Annotated in this window: 24 protein-coding genes; 16 read left to right on the forward strand and 8 right to left on the reverse strand. The window is 76.0% G+C overall.

The window, feature by feature from the left end:
* Nucleotides 1-912 (reverse strand): universal stress protein, encoded by a 912-nt coding sequence (locus tag ACI79H_RS09715; protein WP_456554168.1) that lies wholly within the window; start codon nucleotides 910-912, stop codon nucleotides 1-3.
* 285 nt (nucleotides 913-1,197) lie between these two features.
* Here ACI79H_RS09715 and ACI79H_RS09720 point away from each other — a divergent pair, with 285 nt between their 5' ends.
* The gene (locus ACI79H_RS09720) at nucleotides 1,198-2,046 is read left to right on the forward strand and encodes a DUF6544 family protein (protein ID WP_456554169.1); all 849 of its coding nucleotides are present in this window, start codon (nucleotides 1,198-1,200) and stop codon (nucleotides 2,044-2,046) included.
* Complete coding sequence (locus ACI79H_RS09725; protein WP_456554170.1) at nucleotides 2,043-2,714, forward strand: hypothetical protein; 672 nt, start codon at nucleotides 2,043-2,045, stop codon at nucleotides 2,712-2,714. Before ACI79H_RS09720 ends, ACI79H_RS09725 begins: the two co-directional genes overlap by 4 nt.
* Here ACI79H_RS09725 and ACI79H_RS09730 read toward each other — a convergent pair.
* Nucleotides 2,698-3,183: a DUF1003 domain-containing protein gene (locus ACI79H_RS09730; RefSeq protein WP_456554171.1), complete on the reverse strand. Its 486-nt coding sequence runs from the start codon at nucleotides 3,181-3,183 to the stop codon at nucleotides 2,698-2,700. The two genes, ACI79H_RS09725 and ACI79H_RS09730, sit on opposite strands and share 17 nt — an antisense overlap.
* Nucleotides 3,184-3,293: 110 nt before the next feature.
* Complete coding sequence (locus ACI79H_RS09735) at nucleotides 3,294-4,268, reverse strand: universal stress protein (RefSeq protein WP_456554172.1); 975 nt, start codon at nucleotides 4,266-4,268, stop codon at nucleotides 3,294-3,296.
* Between the two features lie 195 nt (nucleotides 4,269-4,463).
* Here ACI79H_RS09735 and ACI79H_RS09740 point away from each other — a divergent pair, with 195 nt between their 5' ends.
* The 4 genes from ACI79H_RS09740 (at nucleotide 4,464) to ACI79H_RS09755 (ending at nucleotide 8,144) form a co-directional block, all read left to right on the forward strand.
* Nucleotides 4,464-5,120, forward strand: a complete 657-nt coding sequence (locus ACI79H_RS09740; protein WP_456554173.1) for a CBS domain-containing protein — start codon at nucleotides 4,464-4,466, stop codon at nucleotides 5,118-5,120.
* 7 nt (nucleotides 5,121-5,127) lie between these two features.
* On the forward strand, nucleotides 5,128-5,697 hold the full coding sequence (locus ACI79H_RS09745; RefSeq protein WP_456554174.1) for a flavodoxin domain-containing protein: 570 nt from the start codon (nucleotides 5,128-5,130) through the stop codon (nucleotides 5,695-5,697).
* 154 nt (nucleotides 5,698-5,851) lie between these two features.
* A complete protein-coding gene (locus ACI79H_RS09750) occupies nucleotides 5,852-6,325 on the forward strand; it encodes a pyridoxamine 5'-phosphate oxidase family protein (protein WP_456554175.1) in 474 nt (157 codons plus the stop codon).
* Between the two features lie 160 nt (nucleotides 6,326-6,485).
* The gene (locus ACI79H_RS09755; protein WP_456554176.1) at nucleotides 6,486-8,144 is read left to right on the forward strand and encodes a GAF domain-containing protein; all 1,659 of its coding nucleotides are present in this window, start codon (nucleotides 6,486-6,488) and stop codon (nucleotides 8,142-8,144) included.
* 9 nt (nucleotides 8,145-8,153) lie between these two features.
* Here ACI79H_RS09755 and ACI79H_RS09760 read toward each other — a convergent pair whose 3' ends face one another.
* A complete protein-coding gene (locus tag ACI79H_RS09760; RefSeq protein WP_456554177.1) occupies nucleotides 8,154-8,843 on the reverse strand; it encodes a response regulator in 690 nt (229 codons plus the stop codon).
* Nucleotides 8,844-9,053: 210 nt separating this feature from the next.
* Between ACI79H_RS09760 and ACI79H_RS09765 the strand changes: the two genes are divergently transcribed.
* A complete protein-coding gene (locus ACI79H_RS09765; protein WP_456554178.1) occupies nucleotides 9,054-9,596 on the forward strand; it encodes a flavodoxin domain-containing protein in 543 nt (180 codons plus the stop codon).
* Nucleotides 9,597-9,699: 103 nt separating this feature from the next.
* Nucleotides 9,700-10,692 (forward strand): Acg family FMN-binding oxidoreductase, encoded by a 993-nt coding sequence (locus ACI79H_RS09770; protein ID WP_456554179.1) that lies wholly within the window; start codon nucleotides 9,700-9,702, stop codon nucleotides 10,690-10,692.
* A gap of 76 nt (nucleotides 10,693-10,768) precedes the next feature.
* Here ACI79H_RS09770 and ACI79H_RS09775 read toward each other — a convergent pair whose 3' ends face one another.
* The gene (locus tag ACI79H_RS09775; protein WP_456554180.1) at nucleotides 10,769-13,390 is read right to left on the reverse strand and encodes a bifunctional acetate--CoA ligase family protein/GNAT family N-acetyltransferase; all 2,622 of its coding nucleotides are present in this window, start codon (nucleotides 13,388-13,390) and stop codon (nucleotides 10,769-10,771) included.
* A 170-nt stretch (nucleotides 13,391-13,560) separates the two neighbouring features.
* Here ACI79H_RS09775 and ACI79H_RS09780 point away from each other — a divergent pair, with 170 nt between their 5' ends.
* Genes ACI79H_RS09780 through ACI79H_RS09795 form a run of 4 tightly spaced genes read left to right on the forward strand, consistent with a single transcriptional unit; the run spans nucleotide 13,561 to nucleotide 15,762 of the window.
* Nucleotides 13,561-14,100, forward strand: a complete 540-nt coding sequence (locus tag ACI79H_RS09780) for a flavodoxin family protein (protein ID WP_456554181.1) — start codon at nucleotides 13,561-13,563, stop codon at nucleotides 14,098-14,100.
* Complete coding sequence (locus ACI79H_RS09785; RefSeq protein ID WP_456554182.1) at nucleotides 14,046-14,576, forward strand: nitroreductase/quinone reductase family protein; 531 nt, start codon at nucleotides 14,046-14,048, stop codon at nucleotides 14,574-14,576. The genes ACI79H_RS09780 and ACI79H_RS09785 overlap by 55 nt, the downstream gene beginning before the upstream one ends.
* Entirely contained in the window at nucleotides 14,573-15,400 is an 828-nt protein-coding gene (locus tag ACI79H_RS09790; RefSeq protein WP_456554183.1) for a CPBP family intramembrane glutamic endopeptidase, read from the forward strand. Before ACI79H_RS09785 ends, ACI79H_RS09790 begins: the two co-directional genes overlap by 4 nt.
* A complete protein-coding gene (locus ACI79H_RS09795; protein WP_456554184.1) occupies nucleotides 15,397-15,762 on the forward strand; it encodes a DUF5655 domain-containing protein in 366 nt (121 codons plus the stop codon). The genes ACI79H_RS09790 and ACI79H_RS09795 overlap by 4 nt, the downstream gene beginning before the upstream one ends.
* 44 nt (nucleotides 15,763-15,806) lie before the next feature.
* Here ACI79H_RS09795 and ACI79H_RS09800 read toward each other — a convergent pair whose 3' ends face one another.
* Genes ACI79H_RS09800 through ACI79H_RS09810 form a run of 3 tightly spaced genes read right to left on the reverse strand, consistent with a single transcriptional unit; the run spans nucleotide 15,807 to nucleotide 19,049 of the window.
* Nucleotides 15,807-16,049: a three-helix bundle dimerization domain-containing protein gene (locus ACI79H_RS09800; protein ID WP_456554185.1), complete on the reverse strand. Its 243-nt coding sequence runs from the start codon at nucleotides 16,047-16,049 to the stop codon at nucleotides 15,807-15,809.
* A complete protein-coding gene (locus ACI79H_RS09805; RefSeq protein WP_456554186.1) occupies nucleotides 16,046-16,327 on the reverse strand; it encodes a hypothetical protein in 282 nt (93 codons plus the stop codon). The genes ACI79H_RS09800 and ACI79H_RS09805 overlap by 4 nt, the downstream gene beginning before the upstream one ends.
* A 10-nt stretch (nucleotides 16,328-16,337) precedes the next feature.
* Nucleotides 16,338-19,049 carry a cation-translocating P-type ATPase gene (locus ACI79H_RS09810; RefSeq protein WP_456554187.1) on the reverse strand — a complete coding sequence of 904 codons (2,712 nt, stop codon included), beginning with the start codon at nucleotides 19,047-19,049 and terminating at the stop codon, nucleotides 16,338-16,340.
* Nucleotides 19,050-19,244: 195 nt separating this feature from the next.
* On the opposite strand from ACI79H_RS09810, the gene ppsA reads away from it, so the two are divergent.
* From ppsA to ACI79H_RS09830, 4 genes are all read left to right on the forward strand, one after another.
* On the forward strand, nucleotides 19,245-21,647 hold the full coding sequence (ppsA, locus tag ACI79H_RS09815) for a phosphoenolpyruvate synthase (RefSeq protein WP_456554188.1): 2,403 nt from the start codon (nucleotides 19,245-19,247) through the stop codon (nucleotides 21,645-21,647).
* Nucleotides 21,644-22,438 carry a hypothetical protein gene (locus ACI79H_RS09820; protein ID WP_456554189.1) on the forward strand — a complete coding sequence of 265 codons (795 nt, stop codon included), beginning with the start codon at nucleotides 21,644-21,646 and terminating at the stop codon, nucleotides 22,436-22,438. Before ppsA ends, ACI79H_RS09820 begins: the two co-directional genes overlap by 4 nt.
* Before the next feature lie 104 nt (nucleotides 22,439-22,542).
* A complete protein-coding gene (locus ACI79H_RS09825; RefSeq protein WP_456554190.1) occupies nucleotides 22,543-22,764 on the forward strand; it encodes an RNA polymerase subunit sigma-70 in 222 nt (73 codons plus the stop codon).
* A 16-nt stretch (nucleotides 22,765-22,780) separates the two neighbouring features.
* On the forward strand, nucleotides 22,781-23,284 hold the full coding sequence (locus tag ACI79H_RS09830; protein WP_456554191.1) for a Clp protease N-terminal domain-containing protein: 504 nt from the start codon (nucleotides 22,781-22,783) through the stop codon (nucleotides 23,282-23,284).
* Nucleotides 23,285-23,344 lie beyond the last annotated feature (60 nt).

Below are 23,344 nucleotides of genomic sequence, written 5' to 3' on the forward strand. Positions count from 1 at the left end.
TCAGCCGGCTGCCGCGGCGGCCGGCTCCTCCGCCGGATGCCCCGCCGCACGCGGCGGCTCGGGCCGCACGACCATGACGGGGCACGGCGCGTGCACCGCGCAGTGCAGCGCGACCGACCCGAGCAGCATGCCCCCGATGCTGCTCCGGCTGTGGCTGCCGACGACGAGGAGGGCCGCACCGTCGGCCGCACGGGTCAGGACCTGGGCCGGCGCGCCCTCCTCCACGCGCAGCCGCGCCGAGGTCCCCTGGCCCAGCACCTCGGCGACGGTCTCCTCGGCGCGCTCCCTGACCTGCTGGCGGACCTCGGCCATCGGAGCCATGGCGGCGGCCTGCACCTCGCTCCAGTAGGCCACCGGCTGCAGCGCCGCCACGACGTCGAGCTCGGCACCCAGCCCGGCCGCCTCGTCGGCGGCCCGGGCCAGGGCGGCCCGGGACATCGCGGAGTCGTCGATCCCCACGACCACGCGGAGCGGCGGTTGCACCGCTCCCGGGTGGACGACGACGACCGCGGTCGGCGCATGTGCCACGCAGTGCAGAGCGACCGAACCGAGCAGGGTGCTGCGCACGCCGCCGCGTCCCCGGCTGCCCACCACCAGCAGGCGCGCCCCCTCCGCCCGGGACACCAGGTGCTGCGCCGGCGTTCCTGCGGCGACGACCACCTCGGCCTCGACCTCGGCGGCACCGGGCACGGCCGTGACGGCCGGGTCCTGGCGGGCCTCGGCCAGGAAGCCGCGGACGCGGGTCGCGGTGTCCTCCCGGACCTCGTCGAGCCGGCGCCGGTCCAGCAGGTAGGGATCGGCCCAGTAGAAGTCGACCGGGAAGGAGCTCACCAGCTCCAGCGTCGCCCCCGCCCGGGCGGCCGCGGGCAGGGCCCAGAGCAGGGCTGCGCGGGAGCCGGGAGAGCCGTCCACGCCGACCACCCATCGCGGCGGGTGGGCGCCCGCACCTGCGTGCCCTTCGCCCACCACAGGGGCCTGGTCCGTCGTCACCGTCGTCCTCGGCTCTCCGCCCGGGCACGCGCCGGGCCACGGGCCGACCCTGCCTGCCCGCACGCCTGGCGGATGCGGGCCGACGTCCCCGGTGCCGGGGACCTTCGGCCCCCGGCGGCCGGGCCCTCCAGCCGCCGCGCTGCGCAGCCTGCCGACCTAGCGTCGCCGGGGAGCCGGCAGCAGTGCCGGCCGGTCGGGAGGACACCCATGGGCACGACCCTGCGCCGCTCGCGACAACCCGTGGCCGCGGTGGGCGCCGCCGGCCGTCCCCCGCGCGCGTTCGTCCGCGGCGTGGCAGCCGCCGGGCTGTCCGACATCCCCCGGATCGCCGACGTCGTGACGGACGACGACATCGCCGACCTCCCGCAGCCCGTGCGCCGGTACCTGCACGCCATGGGCGTCGTGGGTCGGCCGCGCACCCGTTCGTTCCGGGCTCATCTGCGCGGCAGGTTCCGACGAGGCCCGGACGGACGCTGGATGCCGTGCGACGCCTGGCAGTTCAACGGCGTCGAGGAGATCGCGCGCCTGTTCCGCATGCGGCTGCTGGTCGCCGGCGCGGTACCCATGTGGGGCTGGGACACCTACCGCGGCGGTCACGGGCGCATGCGGGGGAAGCTGCTCGGCCTCGTCCCCGTGGCCGACGGCTCAGGCCCGGAGTTCGACAGCAGCGAGCTCGTCACCTGGCTCGACGACGCCGTCCTGATGGCCCCAGGCATGCTCCTGGACCCGCGCGTCTCCTGGACGGCGACGGGCGAGGACTCCTTCCGCGTCGCGCTGGCCGACGCCGGCCGCACGGTGGTCGCGGAGGTCCTGCTCGACGCCGACGGCCTCCCCCGCGACGTCCGCACCGAGGACCGCTGGGCCGATCTCCCGGGCGGCCTCGTGCGCGCCGTCTGGAGCACCCCCGTCCTGCACTGGGTCACCGTGGACGGCCGGCCCCGGCTGGGTCGCGCCTGCGCCGTCTGGCACCTGCCCGACGGCAGCACGCTGACTTACGGCGAGATGACCCTGGTCGACCTCGACCTGGACGTGCCACCCGGGAGGACCGACGGATGATCCGCGCGGTCACGACGACGATCGCGACGGCGGCTCTGGCCGCCCAGGTGCTGCACACCACCAGGAACTGGGGTGCGACGCCCGACGAGGTGGCACGGGTGCTCCCCGGTGACGAGCTGGTACCCGATCCGGCCGAGCAGACGACGCTCGCCGTGGATGTCGGCGCCCCTGCGGAGGCCGCCTGGCCGTGGCTGGTGCAGATCGGGAAGGGCCGCGGTGGCATGTACAGCTACGACTGGCTGGAGAACCTCATCGGTCTGGACATCCACTCCACCGACGAGATCCGCGAGGAGTGGCAGCACCTGGTCCCTGGGGACCGGGTCGTCGTGGTCCCCTCCGGCTACGGCCCGATGCCGGACGGGTACTCGTTCCCCGTGGCCCAGGTCCACCCCGGCCGCGCGCTCGTGCTGCGCCAGGCTCCTCCGGAGCACCCGTGGAACTCGGTGTGGTCCTTCCACCTCGTCCCGTCCGGCGTCGGCAGGTGCCGGCTGCTCTCCCGGTCCCGCACCGAGCCGCCGCAGGAGCTCGGGCTGCGCATCGCCACCCGCCTCATGGAGCCGGTCACCCTCGTCATGACCCGCCGGATGCTGCGCGGGATCGCCGAGCGCGCCGCACGCCCCACCGGCGGGCGCACGCCCGTGGCCGCCGTGACTAACGGCGAGCGGTGATCACGGCGGCATCGTCGTGCTCACCCTCGTCGTAGTCGCCGTCGACCGGCGCCGGTGCTCCGGCGTGCCGGTGCAGCGCACGGACGAGGGCGCGCACCTCGCGGACGGTCGCAGCGCTCTCCACGTCGGCCGCGTAGTCGTGCGCGGCCAGCTCCGACGAGATGGAGTCGGCTCGTTTCGCCGCGATCAGCAGGATCGCCCCCTGCATGGCAGCCAGACAGCTCAGCACCAGGTTCAGCAGGATGAACGGGTACGGGTCGAAGCCCGAACCGCGGTTGCCCAGCATCCAGCCCGCCAGGAAGAGCAGCGAGCCGAACACGAAGGTCCACGAGCCCATCCCGTTGCGCAGGCGGTCGGCCGCGCGTTCCCCGAGGGTCAGCTGGTCCCCGGACCGGACAGCCGGGTGACGCTGCCAGACGCCGGGCCGGGTGCGGTGACGCCGGTGCGGACGGCGCCTCACTCCTCGCACGGCTGCAACCTCCCTCGTTGTCAGCCGGCGGATGTCGCGGCTGCGGAACGAAGCGACGGCGACCCCGCCCAGGACCGCTGCCGTGCCGAGAGCGACCAGGACGCCCGACGTCACGCCCGCGCCCGCTGGCGGACGGTTTCCTCGGGCGCGTCCGTGGACGCGGGGTGCACGACCAGCACCGGGCAGGGAGCGTTCATCGCGCAGTGCAGGGCCACCGACCCCAGGAGCGCGGCCCGGACGGCCCCCCGCCCGCTGCTCCCGACGACCAGCAGCGCTGCCCCGCGGGCCCGCTCCACCAGCACGTCGGACGGTGCGCCCTGGACGACCTCCAGGTGCACCTCCGGTACGGGCGCGTCCTGCGGGCGGTCGGCCAGGACCGCCGTCACCTGCTCCTGGGCCTCTCTCCGCACGTCCTCGCGGATCTCGTCGGAAGACGGCACGAGGTCCGGGTAGAGGGCGGCCCAGTACGAGTCGAAGGCGAAGCAGGCGACCAGGTCGAGGTCGGCGCCCAGCCGGACGGCCTCGTCCACCGCCGCCACCAGAGCGGCACGTCCGGTCGGGGACCCGTCCACCCCGACGACCACGCGCGGGGCACCCGTTCCGGCAGGGGTCAGCTCCGCCGGGTCGGGGTGCACGACCACCACGGGGCAGGCGGCGTGCGTGGCCACGTGCAGCGCCGCGGAACCGAGGAGGGCGCTCCGGACTGCCCCGTGACCACGGCTGCCGACGACGACGAGCGCAGCACCCCGCGAGTGCCGCACCAGCTCCGGCGCCGCCGGCTCCACCGTGACGCACACCTCCAGCGGGACGTCCGCCGCCTCGGGTACGTCGCCGCTGACCGCGGCGACCGCGTCCAGGGCGCGGGCCAGCGTGGCCTCGCGCACCGTGAGCACGTCCGGGACCGCCAGCGGGGCGGCGGCCGCCCAGTGCAGCTCCGGTGCGCACCCGGTGAGGATCTCGAGCCCGGCGCCACGGACCGCCGCCGCGGCCAAGGCGTACCGGAGGGCCGCCTGCGCGCCGTCGGACCCGTCCACGCCCACCACGACCCGGGGTCGGGACGTGTCGCGCTGGTCGATCGTGGCCACGGATCCGCTCCTGTCGGTCAGGTCCCGGCTGGATGCCGGCGTCGCCTCGAGCGTGTCGTCCGATGTGCACCCCGTCGTCGGGCCGGACGTCCCGCCCAGCAGGGCCCTGCGTCGTGCGACCACCGGTCCGTCGACCCTGGGAGCCCACGGTGCCCCTGCCTAGCGTCGGCTGCGAGACCGGACCGAGGAGGAACCGTGCAGGTCAGAGACGTCATGACGCGCGATGTGGTCACCGTGGGACCGGACACCTCGGCGAAGTACGCCGGGGAGCTGCTGGCCGAGCGCGGTTTCGCGGCGCTGCCGGTGGTGGACGACGACGGCCGGCTGGTGGGCATCGTCGCCGAGGCCGACGTGCTCCGCGACCGGCTGCCGCGGGATCCGCGGCTCCACCTGCGCCGGGACGGGGAGCCGGAACAGGTGGTCCCCCTGCTCGTCCGCGGCGTGATGACCGCGCACGTCCGCTGCGTGGAGGACAGGTCCGACGTGGCCGACGTCGCGCGGCTGTTCGTCGACGAACGGCTGCGCAGCGCACCGGTCCTCGACGGGGAGCGCCTGGTCGGCATCGTCAGCCGCCGCGACCTGCTCCGCGTCCTCGTGCGGACCGACCGCCAGATCCGGCTGGACCTCCTGGACCTGGTCGAGCGGTACACCGAGGAGCCGGGGGCGTGGGACGTCACCGTCACCGAGGGGATCGCCACCATCCGCCGCACCCGCGGTCGGTCGCAGGACCGGCCGGGGGTCGAGGAGCGCGCCCTGACGGCTCTGGCCCGGACCGTGGGCGGCGTCGTCAGCGTCCACGTCGTGTCGCCCGCCCCGGCGGATGCCGTCGACCCGCTCCCCACCCACGGCTGACGGTCCGGTGACGCCGCACCGCGTGCTCGTCGCCGTGGCCAGCAGGCACGGCGCCACCCACGAGATCGCCGCAGCGCTGGCACGGGACCTGACGGGCAACCCGGCGGCCACGGGGCTGGACCTGCAGGCCTCCGTCGTCCCCGTCGAGCACCAGCCCGACCCGCACCGGTACGACGCCGTGGTGCTCGGCAGCGCTGTGTACAACGGCCACTGGCTCCCCGGCGCCCGGCAGTTCGCGACGGCGTCGGCCGCCGCCCTGCGCACCCGCCCGCTCTGGCTGTTCTCCAGCGGCCCCATCGGGCGACCGCCCTTCCCGGAGTCCGAGCCGTACGACATCGCCACGCTGACCGCCCTGCTCCACCCCCGTGCCTCGCGGGTGCTGCCCGGCCGGCTGGACCCGACCCTGCTCGGCTTCGCCGAACGAGCCGTCGTCACCGCGATGCGCGCGCCGGCCGGCGACGCCCGCGACTGGACGCAGGTGCGGGCGTGGGCCGACGAGATCGCCGCGGACCTGGCCGGGCAGCCGGTTGCGGGACCCGCCCCGGTGCCCACGGGCACGCCTCCGGTCGCCGGCTGAGCCTCCGGGGTGGACCGTTGTGCGCCATCCGGCGGAGGACGATCGGCAGGTTTCCCGGGACCTTCGGCCCCGTGCCGTGCCCTCGCCCGGGAGCGAGAGTCGGCGGCGCGCTGTCGCGCAGGAGCCACCGGCGCGAGGAGACACGAGGAAACGCATGCCCATGTCGGAGGAACCGGTGCTCGTCGCTCTCGCGGACGCCGAGTGCCGGCACCTGCTCGCTTCGGTGCCGATCGGGCGGCTCGCCTTCACCGTCGGCGCCCTGCCGACGATCCAGCCCGTGCACTTCACCGTGCGGGGGGACGAGGTGCTCATCCCCGCGCGCCGTGGCGGCAAGGTCGAGGCCGCGAGCCGGGGCGCGGTCGTCGCCTTCGAGGTGGACGAGTACGACGCCCACACCCGGTCGGGGTGGAGCGTGACCGTCGTCGGGCCCTCCCGGGTCCTGGGCGACGCCGTCGAGGTGGCCGCCCTCCAGCGGGCCGGCCTGGCGTCGTGGGCACCCGCCCCGGACGCCTGCGTGGTGGCGGTCCGCATCAGCAAGATCAGCGGGCGACGGGTGTCCCCGGCAGGGACGACGTCCGACGTCGCGACCCCATCGGCCGCTGTGCCCGGCGAGGTCGCAAGGTCGTGACGAGCGTCCCCCTCGTGCGCCACCGCCGGGTGGCGATCGGTTGACCGAGCAGGGCGACGGTGCGAGCGTCACGGGTGCACGGGAGGACGACACAGGGAACGGCGTGATGCACGGCGACTTCTCGCACGGTACGGCCCCTACACGGGACCTGCTGTCGGGCATGCGGCTGACCGAACTGCTCGACGAGGTGCAGGAACGGCTGCAGACCGTGGCCCGCACCCAGGAGCGGGTGCAGGGGCTGCTCGACGCCTTCATGAGCGTCTCCACCGGGCTGGACCTCGACTCGACCCTCCGCCGGATCGTGGAGGCCGCGATCGGCCTGGTCGACGCCCGCTACGGCGCGCTCGGTGTGCTCGGCGCGAACGGGGGTCTCTCCGCCTTCATCCACGTCGGGATGGACGACGACGTGGCGGCCCGCCTACCCCACCTCCCGGAAGGGAAAGGCGTGCTGGGTCAGGTCACCGCCGAGCCCTACCCGCTGCGGATCGCCGACCTGTCCACCCACCCGTCCTCCGTGGGCTTCCCCGAGGGGCACCCACCGATGCGCAGCTTCCTCGGCGTCCCCGTCCTCGTCCGCGGTGCGGTCTACGGCAACCTCTACCTCACCGAGAAGCGCGACGGGGACTTCACCGCCGAGGACGAGGCCGTGCTGACCGCCCTGGCCGGCGCTGCCGGCATCGCCATCGACAACGCCCGCCTGTTCGAGGAGGGCGAGGTCCGGCGGAGGTGGACGGCGGCGGCCGGGGACGTCCGCGAGCGCCTGCTCGGGGACGGTCCGCCGGGAGCGGCACTGGACCTCATCGTCGACCGCGTGCGGGAGCTGACCGACGCGGACGCCGTGTGGCTCCTCGTCGGGCCGGACCCGGTCGACGGTCGCTACGAGTTCCGCGCCCAGGCCGGGGCCGGTCTCGAGGACGTCGAGGGCAGCCGGATCCTCCCGTCGGAGGCTCCACTCCTGGCGGCCGTCGCCGAGACCCGGTCGGTCGTCGTCCTGGACATGAGCGGCTTGGCGTACGAGGGCCCCAATGCACACGTCGGTTGGGGTCCCTGCATCGCCGTGCCACTACCGGGGGGCCAGGCGGAGGATGCGCTGCTCGTCGCAGGGCGGCACGTCGGCGGGCAGCCGTTCGACCCGACGTTGTCCTCGCTCATGAGGACCTTCGCCGACCAGATGGCCGTGGCGCTGGACCTGGCCGCCCAGCAGCGCACCGCCCGCCGGCTCGACGTCTTCGAGGACCGCGACCGCATCGCCCAGGACCTGCACGACCTCGTCATCCAGCGGGTGTTCGCCGCGGGCCTGAGCCTGCAATCGGTGCTGCCGCGGGTCGCCGATCCGCAGGCCCAGCGGCGCATCCGCGACGTCATCCAGCAGCTGGACGGGACCGTCCGCGACATCCGGACGACGATCTTCGACCTCCACACCACGGAGGACGCCGGAGCCGGCAGCAGCCTGCGCCGCCGGGTGCTCGACATCGTCACCGAGACGGTCGGCAGCGACCTCTCCCCCACGGTGCGCATGTCCGGGGCCGTGGACAACCTGGTCACGGGCGAGCTCGCGGCGGACGTCGAGGCGGTGACCCGCGAGGCGGTCAGCAACGCCGCCCGGCACTCCGGGGCCGGGCACGTGACCGTCACCCTGGACGTGACGGACGAAGTGGTCCTCGAGGTCCTCGACGACGGCCGCGGCATCGATCCCCGTGCGGCGCGCAGCGGGCTGCGCAACGTCATCGGCCGTGCCGAACGACGTGGTGGCGGGGCCACGGTCGAGGCACTGCCCGAGGGCGGCACCCGGCTGCGCTGGTGGGCGCCCCTCGGCTGAGCGCGCCGATCAGCGCTGCGGCTGGGCCGCACCTGTCGACCCGCGCAGCTCGGTGGCCAGGACCGCGGCCTGGGTGCGGCGCTCCAGGCCGAGCTTGGCCAGCAGGTGCGACACGTAGTTCTTCACCGTCTTCTCGGCGAGGAACATGCGCTCGCCGATCTGCCGGTTGGTCAGGCCCTCCCCGATCAAGGCCAGGACGGTCCGCTCCTGCTCGCTCAGCTTGGACAGGGGACCTGACGGCTCGGCCGCCCTCCGCATGCGCTCGAGGACCGCCGTCGTGGCGGTGGGATCCAGCAGCGAGCCGCCGGCTGCGACCGTCCGGACACCGTTCAGCAGGTCCTGGCCCAGGATCTGCTTCAGCAGGTAGCCCGACGCGCCGGCCATGATGGCCTCGAAGAGGGCCTCGTCGTCGCTGTAGCTGGTCAGCATGATGACCTTGAGCTCCGGCATGACCGAGCGGACGTCGCGGCAGACCGAGACACCGTCGCCGTCCGGCAGCCGCACGTCCAGGATCGCGACGTCCGGCCGCAGGGCGGGGATGCGGGCGACCGCCTCCTTGGCGTTCTTCGCCTCGCCCACCACGGTGATCGCGGGGTCGCTCTCGAGGAGGTCGGCGACACCGCGGCGGACGATCTCGTGGTCGTCCAGGAGGAAGACCCGGATGGCGTCCGTCTCGGACCCGTCGTCGACTGCGCTCACCGAATCTGCTCCGTCCCCGCCGCCGTCCGCGCGGCCTCCGACCACCGGGACGCGCCCGTGGCGTCCCACGCCCGAGGCTAGGCGCACACCGGCGTCCCGCACTCAGAGTCGAAGGTCCCGTCCTCGTGCGTGCCCGGTGCGACGTCGGTCTCCGCCGACGAGGGCCTCCGGCCCTCGTCACCGCGGCTGCGACGCCGCCACGGTGACGGCATGGCAGAGAGCAGCAGGCGCGTCCTCGTGGCCTACGCGACCGCGTCCGGTTCCACCGGGGAGATCGCCGAGCGCATCGGCGATCGCCTACGGGTCGTCGCCGACGTGGAGGTGCAGCCGGTCGGCGCGGACCTGGACCTCGATCGCTTCGACGCCTTCGTGATCGGCAGCGCCGTGCACGACATGGCCTGGCTCCCCGACGCGCGCGAGTTCGCGGGACGCCTCGCCGGAACGCTGCACGGCCGTCCGGTCTGGCTCTTCAGCGTGGCCGGTATCGACCCCCGCGGCAGGGTGCGCCGGTGGATGGCCCGCCAGGAGGTGGTCCGCGTCGCGCGGGGGCTCCCCCGGGAGCTCCGGCCCGAGGACCACCCGCTCTTCGGTGGCGTCGTCCACATGGACGGGGTGCCCCTCTGGGGTCGGCTGTTCTACGCGCTCGCGCGGCAGCGGCCCGGCGACCACCGCGACTGGGCGGGGATCGAGGCGTGGGCCGACCAGGTCGCTGCCACCCTCGTGTCCCCGGTCCGGGACGCAGGGGCGCGGTGACCACCGCGTCGGTGGGCCCCGCGGGAACGGGACCTCCGCCACTGCTGCCCACCGCGCCCACCGCGGCACGCTCGGCGCGTCCCGACCCCACCCAGGAGGAACCGTGCTGACGACCCACGTGGACCCGACCACCGCGCGCGCCGCCGTGGCACTGGCGAACCGCGCTCCCTCGGTGCACAACTCGCAGCCGTGGCGGTGGCGGATCGGTCCCTCCAGCATCCACCTGTTCGGCGACCCCGACCGCGCCCTGCCCGCCACCGACCCGGAGGGCCGCGGGCTGCTGATCAGCTGCGGGGCGGCGCTGCACCACCTCCGGGTCTCGCTGCTCGCCGCCGGAGCCGCGAGCCGGGTGCACCGGATGCCCGATCCGGCCCACCCGCAGCACCTGGCAGCGGTGGAGCTCTCCCCGGCCCAGCCGACCGCCGACGACCTCGCGCTGGCGCAGGCGATCGAGAGGCGGCGGAGCGACCGGCGCGTGTTCTCCACCTGGCCGGTACCCGCCGGGTTCGTGGACCGCCTGCGCGGGGCTGCGACGGCCGAGGGTGCCGCGCTCGTCGTCCTCGACCCCGTCCGCCAGTGGGAGGTGGCCCGGCTGGTCGAGCGAGCAGGGGTCGAGCAGGCGCTCACGCCCGGGCTCGCGGAGGAGGTCGCCGCCTGGTCGGGCCGGAGCCGCGGCTCGGTCGACGGCGTGCCCGCGGCCAACGTGCCGGCGGAGACGACCGCAGCGGTGCCCGTGCGGCACTTCGCCGGCCGCCGGATGCCGCAGAACGTCCTGGGACACGGCGAGTCCGACGGCACCCTGGTCGCCGTCCTCGCCACCGAGGGCGACGGTGCGGTGGAACGCCTGCGCGCCGGCGAGGCGCTGAGCGCGGTGCTGCTGGCCGCGACAGCGCTCGGGCTGGCGACCGATCCGATCAGCCAGCCTCTCGAGGTGCCCGCGACCCGTGCCCGGCTCGCCGCCGACTGCCTGCCGTCCGGGCGCTCCCCGCAGGTGCTCCTGCGGCTGGGCTGGGCACCGATCAGCGCCACCCCGGTGCCCCCCACCGGTCGCCGTCCGGTCGACGACACCATCGACCGCCTCGACGCACCCTGGTGACGCCCGACCCGCCGCGGCAGCGACGTCACCAGGTGGTCCGCTGACCACCTGGTGCCCGTGGGACGTGCACGAGCACTCAGCCGGGGGCGACCCGCGCGCGGACATCGAGGGCGAGACAGCCGTCGGCGTCCACCCGGAGGGGGTTGGCCTCCACCTCCGCCAGCTCCGGCAGCACGTCGGCCAGCCAGCCGATCCGCCGCAGGCAGTCAGCGGCACCGGCACGGTCCAGCGCCCCGCCGTGGGCGGTGCCGAACAGGCCCGTCGCGGTCAGCGCGTCGTCCGCCTCGGCGGCCGACAGGGGCGCCAGCCGGTGCACCCGGTGCCCGAGCGCATCGGTCGCCCGTCCTCCCGGCCCGACCGCGACGACCGCGCCGGCCGACGCGTCCCGCACCGCGCCGACGAGCAGTTCGTCGCCGGGCGGCACCACCGGTTGCACGACCGCGCCCTGCCAGTCGGCTCCCGCCTGCCGGACCCAGCCGGCCACGACCGCGGTCACCTCCGCGGGCGAGCCCACGGGGAGCCGCAGGAGCCCGGCGTCCGCCTTGTGCACGATGCCGCGGACCACGCCCTTGACGGCGACGGGTCCACCGATCCGTGCAGCCGCCGCAGCTGCCTCCTCCGGAGTCCCTGCCCAGGCCGTGCGGACCAGCGGGATCCCGGCCGCCGCGCAGAGCCGGCCCACCTCCCCGGGCCGCAACCAGTCACCCCCGGGCTCCCGCCCGAGGACCGCGGCGACGACGTCGCGCGCGGCCCGGACGTCGACGCCGCCGGGTGCCGCCGGCACCGCCGCCTGCCGGTCGAGGCGGCACCGGCGTGCCACAGCGGCCGCGAGCGCCCGGGCGGCCGTCGTCGGGTCCGCCACGGACACGAGGAAGCGTCCGTCCGGGAGCTCGAGCCGCTCCAGCACCGTGCTGCGCCCGAGCCTGAGGTCGAGGACGGGCGCGCCCGCGTCCGCGGTGGCCGCGCCGGCCACCACCCCCGGACCGGGATCGCCGACGCCGGTGGGCAGCGTCGCGGTGACCACCGCAGCGACCGCCGGATGACCCCGCAGGCAGGCCAGGGCGGCCGCGAACGCCTCCGCGGACACCGCTGCCCCGGTGTCCACCGGATTGCCGGTCTCGGCCAGTGACGGGAGGACTGCGCGCAGGCGCTGCCGGAGGTCCGGCGGCAGCGGGTCCACCGGCAGTCCCGCTGCGGCGCAGGCATCGGCCAGGAGCACACCGACCCCGCCGGCGTTGGTCAGCACGGCGACCGTCCCGGCTCGCGGCAGGGGCTGTCCCCGCATCAACGCCGCAGCCGCGGCGAGCGAGGACACGTCGGGCACCGTCTGCACCCCCGCGGCGCGAGCAGCGGCGTCGCGCACGACCGCGGGGGTGGCGGCCCGGGCGGTGTGCGAGCTCGCCGCCCGCTCGCCCGCTCCGGAGGTGCCCGAGGCCACGACGAGGACCGGCACACGCCGGGTGAGGTGCTCGGCCGTGCGCACCAGCCCGCGCAGATCCGGCTCCGACTCGACGTACAGCACGACCAGTTCGGTGTCGGGGTCCTCGTCGAACCAGGCCAGCAGGTCACGCGCCCCCACGTCGTAGGAGTCCCCGATGGCCACCCCGGTGGAGAGCCCGAGGCCGAGGCGCGGCCAGGAGGAGAGCGTCGCGATGGCGATCCCACCCGACTGCGCGACCAGGCCGACGTCGCCCGCGGGTGGGAGCCGGCCGGCGAAGGACGCCATGAGCGACTCCGCCGGCCCGGGCACGGCCACGCCGAGGCTGTTGGGACCCAGCAGCCGCATGCCGTACCGGTGCCCGAGGGCGCGGAGCTCCTCGCGGGCACCGGGCACGGCCCCGAGCCCCCCGCTGAGGACGAGCACGCCGCCCACGCCGGCCTCCCCGCAGCCGGCCACCACCCCGGGGACCGCAGGCGCCGGTACGCACACGACGGCCAGGTCCACCGGTGGGGGGACCGCCCCGATCCCCGGGAGGCACGGGAACCCCTCCAGCTCCGCGGCCGCGGGGTTGACGGCGTGCACCGGGCCTGCGAAGCCGGCCTCGCGCAGGTTCCGCAGCACGGCCCGACCCACGGAGCCCTCGCCCCGGCCCGCCCCGACCACGGCGACCGAGCGCGGGCGCAGCAGCGGGCGCAGGCTGGCGACCGCGGCGGTCCGGAACCGCTGCTCGGCGGCGTCCAGGTACCGCTGCCCCGGGTGGAGGTCGACGTCGACCTGCAGAGCGGTTCCCTGGCGCCGCGTCACCACCGGCATGCCGAGGTCGCCGAGGACCTGCAGCATCGGACCGTTCTCGGCCAGGATCTCGGCCCTCAGCCGGTCGATGCCCAACCGGCCCGCCAGGCCGGCGAGGTGCTCCAGCAGCAGGGTGGCGACTCCTTCGTGCCGTGCTGCCGCGTCGACGACGGCGGCGATCTCCGCCGCGCCCCCGCCGAGCGGCAGGAGCTGCCCCACGCCGACCAGCCGCCCTCGGACACGGGCGCCGAGGGTGTGGTCGCCCGAGAGCGGGGACAGCGTGCGCCGCACGTACTCACCGAGCCCCGCGGGGTGCAGCGTGGCGAAACGCAGGTAGGTGTCCCGCTCGCCGAGCCGGCGGTGCAGGTCCAGCACCTCGTCCGCGTCCTCGGCGCCCAGTTCCACCAGCACGGCGGGCGTGCCGCTGCGCAGCAGGACGTGCTCCGCCTGGTAGGTCTCCGGCACGCGACCAGGCTCGGGCACCCGGAGCCGGGACGATCAGGGCCGAAGGGCCCGAGGAGGCCGGACCGTCGACCTCCGGCCCTCCACGACGGGCCCTTCGTCCGTCCCCCTCACCGGCGGCCCCGCCCTAGCGTCGGTGCGACAGCAGCAGACCTGCGAGGGAGTGAGCAACCGTGAACCGTGCCCTGGTCGTCTACGAGTCCGTGTTCGGCGACGCCCGCACGATCGCGCACGCCATCGCCGACGGGCTGTCCGCGAGCATCCCGGTCGACGTCGTCGCGGCGAGCGAGGGTCCCACCGAGGTCGGTGCGGACGTGGCGCTGGTGGTCGTCGGCGGACCGAACCACGCCTTCTCGATGCCCCGTCCCTCCACCCGCGACGGGGCTGTGACGCAGCACGGTGCGGAGATCGCCGACACCAGCCGCGGCCTGCACGAGTGGCTCGACGCGGTGCGGATCCAGGGTGACGGCACGCGCGCCGCTGCTTTCGACACCCGGAGCGACCACCCCAAGCTGCTGGTGAAGATGGACCACGCGGCCAGGACGGAGGAGAAGCTGCTCCGCGGCCACGGCATGACGATCCTGGCGCCCGCCGAGCACTTCTACGTGACCGACACCAAGGGCCCGCTCGCCCCCGGTGAGGAGGACCGCGCCCGGCTGTGGGGAGCGGCGCTGGCTCAGGCGCTGGCGGCGCAGCCGGTGGGGCGCCGCTGAGGCGGCACGCGCTCGCGGCCCGTGTCGAGAACGCCGTCGACCGGCACTCGGTCCGGCTCGGTGCGTGGCTGCTCCGGCGTACCCGCGGCCGGATCGTCCGCCTGTGGCGGCGGCGGGCCCTGGTGCTCACGACGCGCGGGCGCCGGTCCGGACTGCCCCGGACCGTGGTGGTCCAGTACTTCCCCGACGGGGAGGACGTGGTCGTCGTCGCGGCCAACAGCGGGATGCCGGCCCACCCCGCCTGGTACCTGAACCTCATCGCCGACCCACGGGCGACCGTCGAGCTCGAGGGCCGCACCGTGCAGGTCCGCGCGGTCCCTATGACAGCCGAGGAAGCCGCGGCGTGGTGGCCGCGCGTCCTGGCCGCGGCCCCCGACTACGCGCGGTACAGGCAGCGCACCGACCGCCGCATCCCCCTGCTGCGACTGGTCCCCGTGACGGACCCGGGCACCGGGACCGCTCCGCCGCCCGCATGAGAGCCGACGGGGGTTCTGCCGCCACCGGTACGTCGAGCAGGCTCCTCGAGCCCCTGCGCGACGGGCCGCTGACCGCGTACGTGCTGCTCGCCGTCGTCCTGTCCTGGGCATGGTGGGTGCCCGTCGCCCTCGCCGGCGGCACGGCCAGCCACGTCCCCGGTCTGCTGGGCCCGCTCGTGGCCGCGGTCCTGGTGTCCGCGGCCACCGGCGGCAGGGAGGCGCTGCGCCGGCTGCGGGGGCGGTTCGGCGCGTTCCGCTGGTGGCTCCTGGCCCTCACCCCGGCGCTCGTCGGCGCGCTCGCGGCCGTCGTCGCGCAGCTGGTCGGCCACCGGCCCTCGTGGGGCGACTTCGCGGTCATGCCCGGCGTGCCGGAGTGGCCGTGGCCGGTGGTCGTGCTGGTCCTCCTGGTCGTCGGTGGCCTCGGGGAGGAGGTGGGGTGGCGTGGATCGGCGTGGACCCGGCTGCGCCGGCATCTCGACCTGCGCGACGCCGCGCTGGTGCTCACCATCCCGTGGGCGGTGTGGCATCTCCCGCTGTTCTGGATCGACAGCGGTCTGGCCGGCCTGTCCCCCCTCGTCGTCCCCGGGTGGCTGCTGGGCCTGGCGAGCGGTTCTGTCGTGCTCGGCTGGTTGTACGAACGCAGCGGCAGCCTCCTGGTGGTGGCGCTCGCGCACACCGCGGTGAACGTCGCCAGTGGCACCCGGGGCGGCGAGGGGCCGGTCGCGGCCGCCGTCACGGTGGGCGTCATCGCCGCGGCGACGGCCGTGCTGGCAGCGGCACGTCGGGGCGGGCGCACGGGCAGTCCGGGGAGCGGCGCGCCGTGACCCCGGAGGAGTTCTTCGCCGGCTCCGACCTGGGACTGGCCGTCCTGGCCCGCGTGCGGGCCGCGGTCGATGCGGCCGGCGGTGCGCAGCTGCGGGTGTCCCGGAGCCAGGTGGCTTTCCGGCGACGCCGCGGTTTCGCCTACCTCTGGCGACCGGGGCGCTACCTGCGGCGGCCGGCGGCTGACGTGGTGCTCTCCATCGCGCTCGCCCGCCGGGACGGCTCGAACCGCTGGAAGGAGGTGGCCCACCCCGCCCCAGCCACCTGGATGCACCACCTGGAGGTGCACGACCCCTCCGACATCGACGACGCGGTCGCCGCGTGGTTGCGCGAGGCTGCCGACGGGGCCGGACCAGCGGCCTGACGCCTCGCGGGCCGTCGGCCGGTCAGCGGCCGGTCAGCGGCCGGTCAGCGGCCGGCCGCCTCCCGCACCCGGCGACGCACGTCGCGCTCGACGAGGATCGGCAGGAACTGCCTGACCGTGGCGTCCGCGAACCGGGCACGGGCGGCCGCCAGGTGCGACCTCACGGCCGTCGCTGCCGCCGGGTCGCCCGCGACCTCCGCCAGGAGGCGCGCCTCGACCCTCGCCAGGTGCTCGTCGACCGGATCGGTGCTCGCCCCGCTGCGCGGCGCCGGGAGGACCGTGGTCATCCCCGCTCTTCCCGAGTGCGCAGGAGCCGGCGCAGCAGACCGCGGGTCCGCGGTGCGCGGGTGCCCGAGGGGGTGGGCCGCTCCGGCTGCGGGGTCCCGGCGGCACGTGTCGGTGCAGGCTGCGCCGGGTGCGCCCCTGCCCCCTCGGCCAGGCGCTCGTGCACCAGGCGCTCGTGGGCGAGGTAGTGCTGCAGGGCGTCCGGCGCCGACCGGTGGCCACGTGCGGCCACGTCGTGCCGGGCCTCCCACTCGGCCATCCGCTTCTCGGCTTCGGTCATCCGGAGCGGGTCACGGCCCTCCTCCGCCCGTCCGGCGGCGGACGTACCCGGGCTGCGGTCCTCGGTGGTCATCAGCCCCTCCTCGCTTCGACTGCCCCTCCACCCTCGCGCTCGCCTCCCCCGGCGCCGAGGGCTCTAGGTCCTGTCGTGGAGGGACTCCCGCCCCGCGGGCCACGGCGCCCCTCGCCGACCCGCCCGGCACGGCCCTCCGCGCTGCCCTGACCAGCACCAGGAGAACCGAGGGCACGAGCGCCGCGGCGGCGGGGACCGACAGCTCGGTCAGGGTCAGCGGCTCGGTGCGGAGCAGGTCGGAGAGGCCCGGCAGGTAGACGCCGGCCAGCAGGAGCGCGACGTTCCCGACCGCCGCCGCAGGCACCCACCCCCCACCGTCCGAGAACCCCCGGCGCCAGGCACCCGCCGGCCGCAGCGCCAGGGCGAGCAGCAGCTGCGCGGCGGTCAACGTCACGAACAACTGCGTCTGCCACGGCCCGCCGGCCGACCGGGACCAGGTGGCCACGCCGAGGCACGCACCCGCGATCGCCGCGGACAGCCCCGCGACCTGCCACACCAGCCGGCGGTCGAGCACCCCGTCGTCGGGACGGCGCGGCGGCCGGCGGAGCACATCCGGAGCGGCCGGCTCGGCGCCCATGGCCACGCCGATCGGTCCGTGGGTGAGCAGGTTGACCCACAGCACCTGGGCGGGGACGAGGGGGAGCGCCAAGCCCACGAAGGGGCCCAGGAGCATGACCAGCACCTCGCTGACCCCGCCGGCGACCCCGTAGCCGACGAACCGCCGCACGTTGTCGAACACCCGCCGGCCCTCGCCGATCGCGGCGGTCACCGTGGCCAGGCTGTCGTCGGCGAGCACCAGGTCGGCTGCCTCCTTGGCCACCTCGGTGCCGCGCCGGCCCATCGCGACGCCGATGTCGGCGGCGCGCAGCGCGGGCGCGTCGTTCACGCCGTCGCCCGTCATGGCCACCACGTGCCCCTCGGCCTGCCGGCCGAGGACGAACCGGAGCTTGCCCTCGGGCTCGACCCTCGACAGCACGTTCCCCTCCACCGGGTGCCGGTCGTCGACGAGGCCGACCGCCCGGGCCACGGCCTCGGCCGTCCCGGCGTGGTCACCGGTGACCAGGACCGGACGGATGCCGGCCCGGTGGCAGGCGGCGATGGCGTCGGCGGCCTCCGGGCGGACCGGGTCGTCCAGGGCGATCAGGCCGAGCAGCGCACCGTCCTGCGCGACGGCGAGCACGCGGCGTCCCTCTCCTGCCCACCGCGCGGCCACGGCTCCGGCGTCGTCGCCACCGCGGAGCCCGGGCAGGACGGATTCCGGTGCGCCCTTGATCACCGCCGTGGTCGCCCCGTCCGGACCGCGGTGGTCCGTGCGCATGCGGCGCACCCGCGCGTCGAAGGGTTCCTCGCGCAGCCGAGGATGCGCCGCCCGCACCGCCACCACGTCGATCCCCGACGCCAGGGCGGCGCGCACGAGCGAGGTCTCGGTGTCGGCGGACCCCGCGGAACCTGCCGCGCCCGCGCCGAGCGGGTCGGCGTCGTTGCACAGCACCGCAGCCTCGAGCAGTGCCCGGGTCGCCCCGTCGGCCGGCCCGTCGAGCTCGCGGTCGCCGGCGGCCGGGGTCCACACCCGGTCGGCGACCATCGCACCGCGGGTCAGCGTCCCGGTCTTGTCGGTGGCGAGCAGGGTGACCGACCCCAGGGTTTCCACCGACGGGAGCGTCCGCGCGATGGCACCGCGGCGCGTCATCCGTGCGGCACCGCCCGCGAGGGCCAGGGTCACGACGGCGGGCAGGGAGTCGGGCACCGCGGCGGCGGCCAGGGCGGCGGCCGTCACGGCCGTGGTGCCCCAGGGCTGGCCGCGGAGCAACCCGGAGACCACGAACACGAGGCAGGCGAGGGCCACACCCACGGCGATCTGCCGGCCCAGCCGGTCCAGTCGCCTCTGCAGCGGCGTGGCCGGGGACGCCTCCGCCTGCACGAGCGCCGTGACACGGCCCGATGCGCTCCCTGCACCCGTCGCGACCACGAGGGCCTCGCCGGTGCCCCGGACGACGCGGCTGCCGGCGTGCACCATGCCGGCGCGGTCGCCCAGCGGGCCCTCCTCCGCGGTGACCGCTTCCGCCGCACGATCCACCGGGAGCGACTCACCGGTCAGCAGCGCCTCGTCCACCTGCAGCCGGGCCGCGCGCAGCAGACGGGCGTCCGCGCCGACCACGTCCCCCGCCGTGAGCCGGAGGACGTCGCCGCGGACCAGCTCGCGCGTGGGCAGCCAGAGGTCCCGCCCTCCTCGCACCACGCGGGCGCTGGGCGCCACCAGCGTGTCCAGACCGCGGACCGCGCGCAGCGCCTTGCGCTCCTGGACCACCCCCAACGTGCTGTTGACCACGATGACCAGCACGATGACGGCGCAGTCGACGAGGTCGCCGATGAGCGCCGTCAGCACCGCGGCTCCGAGGAGCACCAGGATCAACGTGTCGGTCAGCTGGCCGAGCACGGATCTCCAGACCGGCAGCGGGCGGCGGATCTCGACCTCGTTGGGTCCGTCGAGGGCGAGCCGGGCGGCCGCGGTGGCCTCGTCGAGGCCGGTCAGCGGATCGACGTCCAGCTCGGCGGCCACGTCGGCCGCGGGGCGGGTCCAGGGCGCGTGCGGCACGGCCGTCGTGGAGCCCGCCCGACCCGACAGGGCGGGGACGGCACCGGGGTTCACCCGTGCAGCGTTCGACGCCCGTCCGCACGCCACCCAGGGGCAGAGGTCCGCGGGGGCGCGCCATCCGGCCCTCGTGGTCATGACCAATTCCTCCACCTGCGGGAGCGCACCTCCGCGACGCTGGCCGCGGACGGATGAGGGATCGAGACACGAGCCGCGGTCATGGACGCCGACCGCGGCGCACGAGGAGTTGCGGTGACCGGATCGACCACCTCCCAGACCCCGAGCCCCCGGCCGGCGGTCGAGGCCCCCCCGACGCCCGGCGCCGACCGGTTCGTGGCGCGATTGGGCGACCTGCGGTCGGCAGACGTCGACCGGGCCGGCGGCAAGGGCGCCAACCTCGGCGAGATGACCGGCGCCGGGTTCCCGGTCCCCGGTGGCTTCGTGGTGCTGGCCGGGGCGTTCCGCCGCGCGCTCGAGGAGGTACGGGCCGCCGTCACCGATCTCAACGACGCGGCTCTGGGCGCCGCGAGGGAGCGCGCATCCGGTGCGACGGAGGACCGCCTGGCCTCCGCCTGCGCACGGCTCCAGGCGAGCATCCGGTCGGCGGGCATGCCCGCCGACGTGGCCGGCGCCATCAGGGACGAGCACGCGCGGCTGCAACCCGGTGCCGCGGTCGCGGTCCGCTCGTCGGCCGTCGGCGAGGACAGCGCGGACACGTCCTACGCAGGCATGAACGCCACGTTCACGAATGTCCGCGGGGCCGACGCGCTGGTGGACGCGGTCGTGGAGTGCTGGGCGTCCGCCTTCACGCCTCGGGTCGTGGCGTACCGGGCCGAGCACGCCCGAGGAGGCCTGCCCGACATCGCCGTCGTCGTCCAGGTGATGGCACCTGCCGAGAAGGCCGGCGTCGCCTTCACGGCCGACCCGGTCACCGGCCGGCGCGACCGGGTGGTCGTGGAGGCGGCCTGGGGGCAGGGCGAGGTCGTCGTCAGCGGCCGGACGGAACCCGACACGTACGTGCTCGACACCGGGGGGCCGGCGCTGCTCGAGGTTCACCGGGGAACCCAGAGCCAGAAGATCGTGGCCGCCCCGGGAGGCGGCGACCGGGTGGTGTCCGTCGGGGAGGACGAGGCCGGCCCGGTGCTCTCCCGGGCGGAGGCCGAGCGGATCGCCGCCCTGGCCCTCCGGGTCCAGCAGCACTACGGCTGCCCGCAGGACGTCGAGTGGGTGCTCAGCCACGGCATCCTGTCCCTGGTGCAGACGCGGCCCATCACCACCCTGGGCACCGCTGTCGACGTGCCGGTCGCCGAGGCGGCCGCCGCGGACCGGACCGAGCCGCTCCTCCGTGGCCTGGCGGCCTCGCCCGGTCGCGCGTCCGGACGGGTCCGCGTCCTGCTCTCCCCCGCCGACGGCGTCCGCATGCTCGACGGGGAGGTGCTCGTGGCCCCGCTGACCAACCCCGACTGGATGCCGGCCGTGCGCCGTGCGGCGGCGCTGGTCACCGACACCGGAGGCGTCACCTGCCACGCGGCCATCGTGGCCCGCGAGCTCGGCGTCCCGGCCGTCGTCGGCACGCGCAGCGGCACGCGCACGCTGACCGACGGGGACGTCGTGACGGTCGACGGGGCCACCGGCCGGGTCTGGGCCGGTCGGCACGACGAGCCCGTGGCCGCCACCCCGGCGAGCTCGCCGTCCCTGCCGGCCACGGCCGAGAACGGTCCGGCCGAGGTGATCGGGACAGGCCTGCACGTCAACCTCGCCGATGCCGCCCAGGCGTCCGCGGTCGCCGAGCTGCCGGTCGACGGGGTCGGCCTGCTGCGCGCCGAGCTCCTCCTGACCCGGGCGCTCCGAGGGCAGCACCCCTCGGCCCTGATCGCGGCCGGGGAGTCCGAGCGGGTTGTCGCCGACCTCGCCACCTCGATCGCCACGATCGCCCGGGCCTTCGCGCCCCGCCCGGTGACCTACCGCGCCGCCGACCTGCGCAGCAACGAGTTCCGCGGGCTCGTCGGCGGAGAGGACCACGAGCCGGTGGAGGACAACCCGATGATCGGCTACCGCGGCTGCTACCGGTACGTGCACGACCCGTCGTTCTTCCGCCTCGAGCTGGCCGCCCTCGCCCGGGTCCGGGAGGAGTTCCCCGCCGTCGCGCTGATGATCCCGTTCGTGCGCACGAAGTGGGAGCTGGAGGCCTGCCTGGCGCTGGTCGACGACTCGCCCCTCGGCCGGCAGCGCGGTCTGCGCCGCTGGGTGATGGCGGAGGTCCCCTCGGTCGCCCACTGGCTGCCGGAGTACGTCGGCCTGGGCGTCGACGGGGTCTCCATCGGGAGCAACGACCTCACCCAGCTGGTCCTCGGGGTGGACCGGGACTCCGGCGACCTGGCCGAGCTCTTCGACGAGGCCGACCCCGCGGTGCTCGAGGTGATCGACCGGGTGATCGCGACGGCCCGCCGGATGGGCATCCCGTCGTCCCTGTGCGGGCAGGCACCGTCGCGCCGCCCCGCGTTCGTCGAGCACCTCGTGCGCGCGGGCATCACGTCGGTCTCGGTGGAGCCCTCCGCCGTGCCCGCCACCCGGCGCGCGCTGGCCACCGCGGAGCGGCGCCTGCTGCTGGAGGCGGCCCACGGCGCGACGCCGGCCCCCGGGCTCCTGCGGTGACCGGGCAGCTCTCGCCGCTCGACGACCGGATGGCCGCCCTGGAGGCCGCCGCCACCCGGGCCACGCACACCTCCGCGTTCTGCGAGGTCCCGCCGTGCGCCCTCGTCCTGCACCGGGACCGCCTCGAGCTCCGCCTCGACCGGCCGGCGCCGGGTGCCGGGGCACCCGCCCGCCGCAGCGTGCAGGGCGCCGGGGCCGTGGTGCTGGCCGCCCGGGTCGCCCTGGCCGGCCAGGGGTGGACGGCGGAGGTCGAGCGGCTGCCCCGTCCCGACGACAGGGAGCTGGTCGCCGTCCTGCGACCCGTGGCCGGGCGGCCCGAGGCGGGGCTCGCGCCGCTCGCCGCCGTCGCCGCCGCCGGGCCGCTCCGTCGTCGCACCCCCGGGACGCGGCTGCCCTCGCCGGCCCTGCTGCAGCTGGCGGGCCGTGCGGCGGCGATGGAGGACGCCGTGCTGATCCCGGTGACCTCCGACCCCGGCCACCGCCTGCTCGACGACCTCGACCGGGAGGCCCGCGCCGTCCTGGGCCACGACCTGCCGGCCGGGCCGGCAGCCCACCCGGGACAGGGCAGCTCCGGCCGGGGGGTGTTCCTGCTGCTGGCCACGGACGGCGACGACGAGCTCGCCTGGCTCCGGTCGGGTGAGGCCCTGGAACGCGTCCTGCTCGTGCTGGCCGCCCGCGGATGGCCACCGACCGTGCTCCCGCACGTGTTCGACGTCCCGCTCCTCCGCGCCCGCGTGCGCTCGGACCTGTGCTGGGACGACCACCCGCAGGCCCTGGTCAGGGTCGGCTGAGCCGCGGGCCCGGCGTCAGGTCCGGCCGTGTGGGGCTCGCGCCTCCTGGGACGCGCCTTCAACGAAAGTTGACGGATGACGGCCATCAACCTAGGTTGATGCCCATGGTCGAACTGGGCCCCCTGCCGGCGCCGGAGCAGCCGGAGGCGGCGCTGGCCGCGGTGGTGGCCCTGCGCCGGCTGGCGGCCCGGTTGGAGGTCGCCGCGGTGGTCGAGGCAATCGCTCAGGGCTGGACGTGGGCCCACGTCGGCGAAGCACTGGGCATCAGCACCCAGGCCGCGCACAAGAAATTCGCATCCGAGGTTCGCGCCCGGCGCGGCCGGTGATCAGGAGGAATGACCGATGGGGATCGTCACCGCGGTGCGGGACGTGCGCACGATCAAGCGGCTGCTCACGCAGGCCGAAGCCGAGGCGCGCAGCGGCGGGGAGCAGACGCCCGGACCGGAGCATCTGCTGCTGGCCGCCACGGCCCTGCCCGACGGCAGCGCCGCCCGTGCCCTGCAGCGCGTCGGGGTCGACCCGCAGCGGCTGCGCACCGCGATCGAGGAGGCGCACGAGGATGCGCTGGCCGCAGTGGGGATCGAGGTCGAGCACCGCTCCGACGGAGCAGCCGGACTGCACAGCCCGGCCACCGGCGCCTTCCGCTCGACGCCCCAGGCGCAGCAGGTCTTCCAGGAGGCCGTCACCCTGTCGAAGTCGACCAAGCCGTCCGGGCTGACGGGCGCGCACGTCGTCGCGGCGACCACCCGTCTGGAGCACGGGACCGCGGCCCGGGCCCTCGCTGCCCTCGGCGTGGACCGCGACCGCCTCCGCGAGGCCGCGTGCGCCGAGGCCGGGATCAGCTGATGCTCGACCTCCTCGGAGATCTGATGAGTGGCGTGACCGGAGGACTGATCGGCGGCTGGC

Source organism: Blastococcus sp. SYSU D01042 (genome assembly GCF_054050515.1).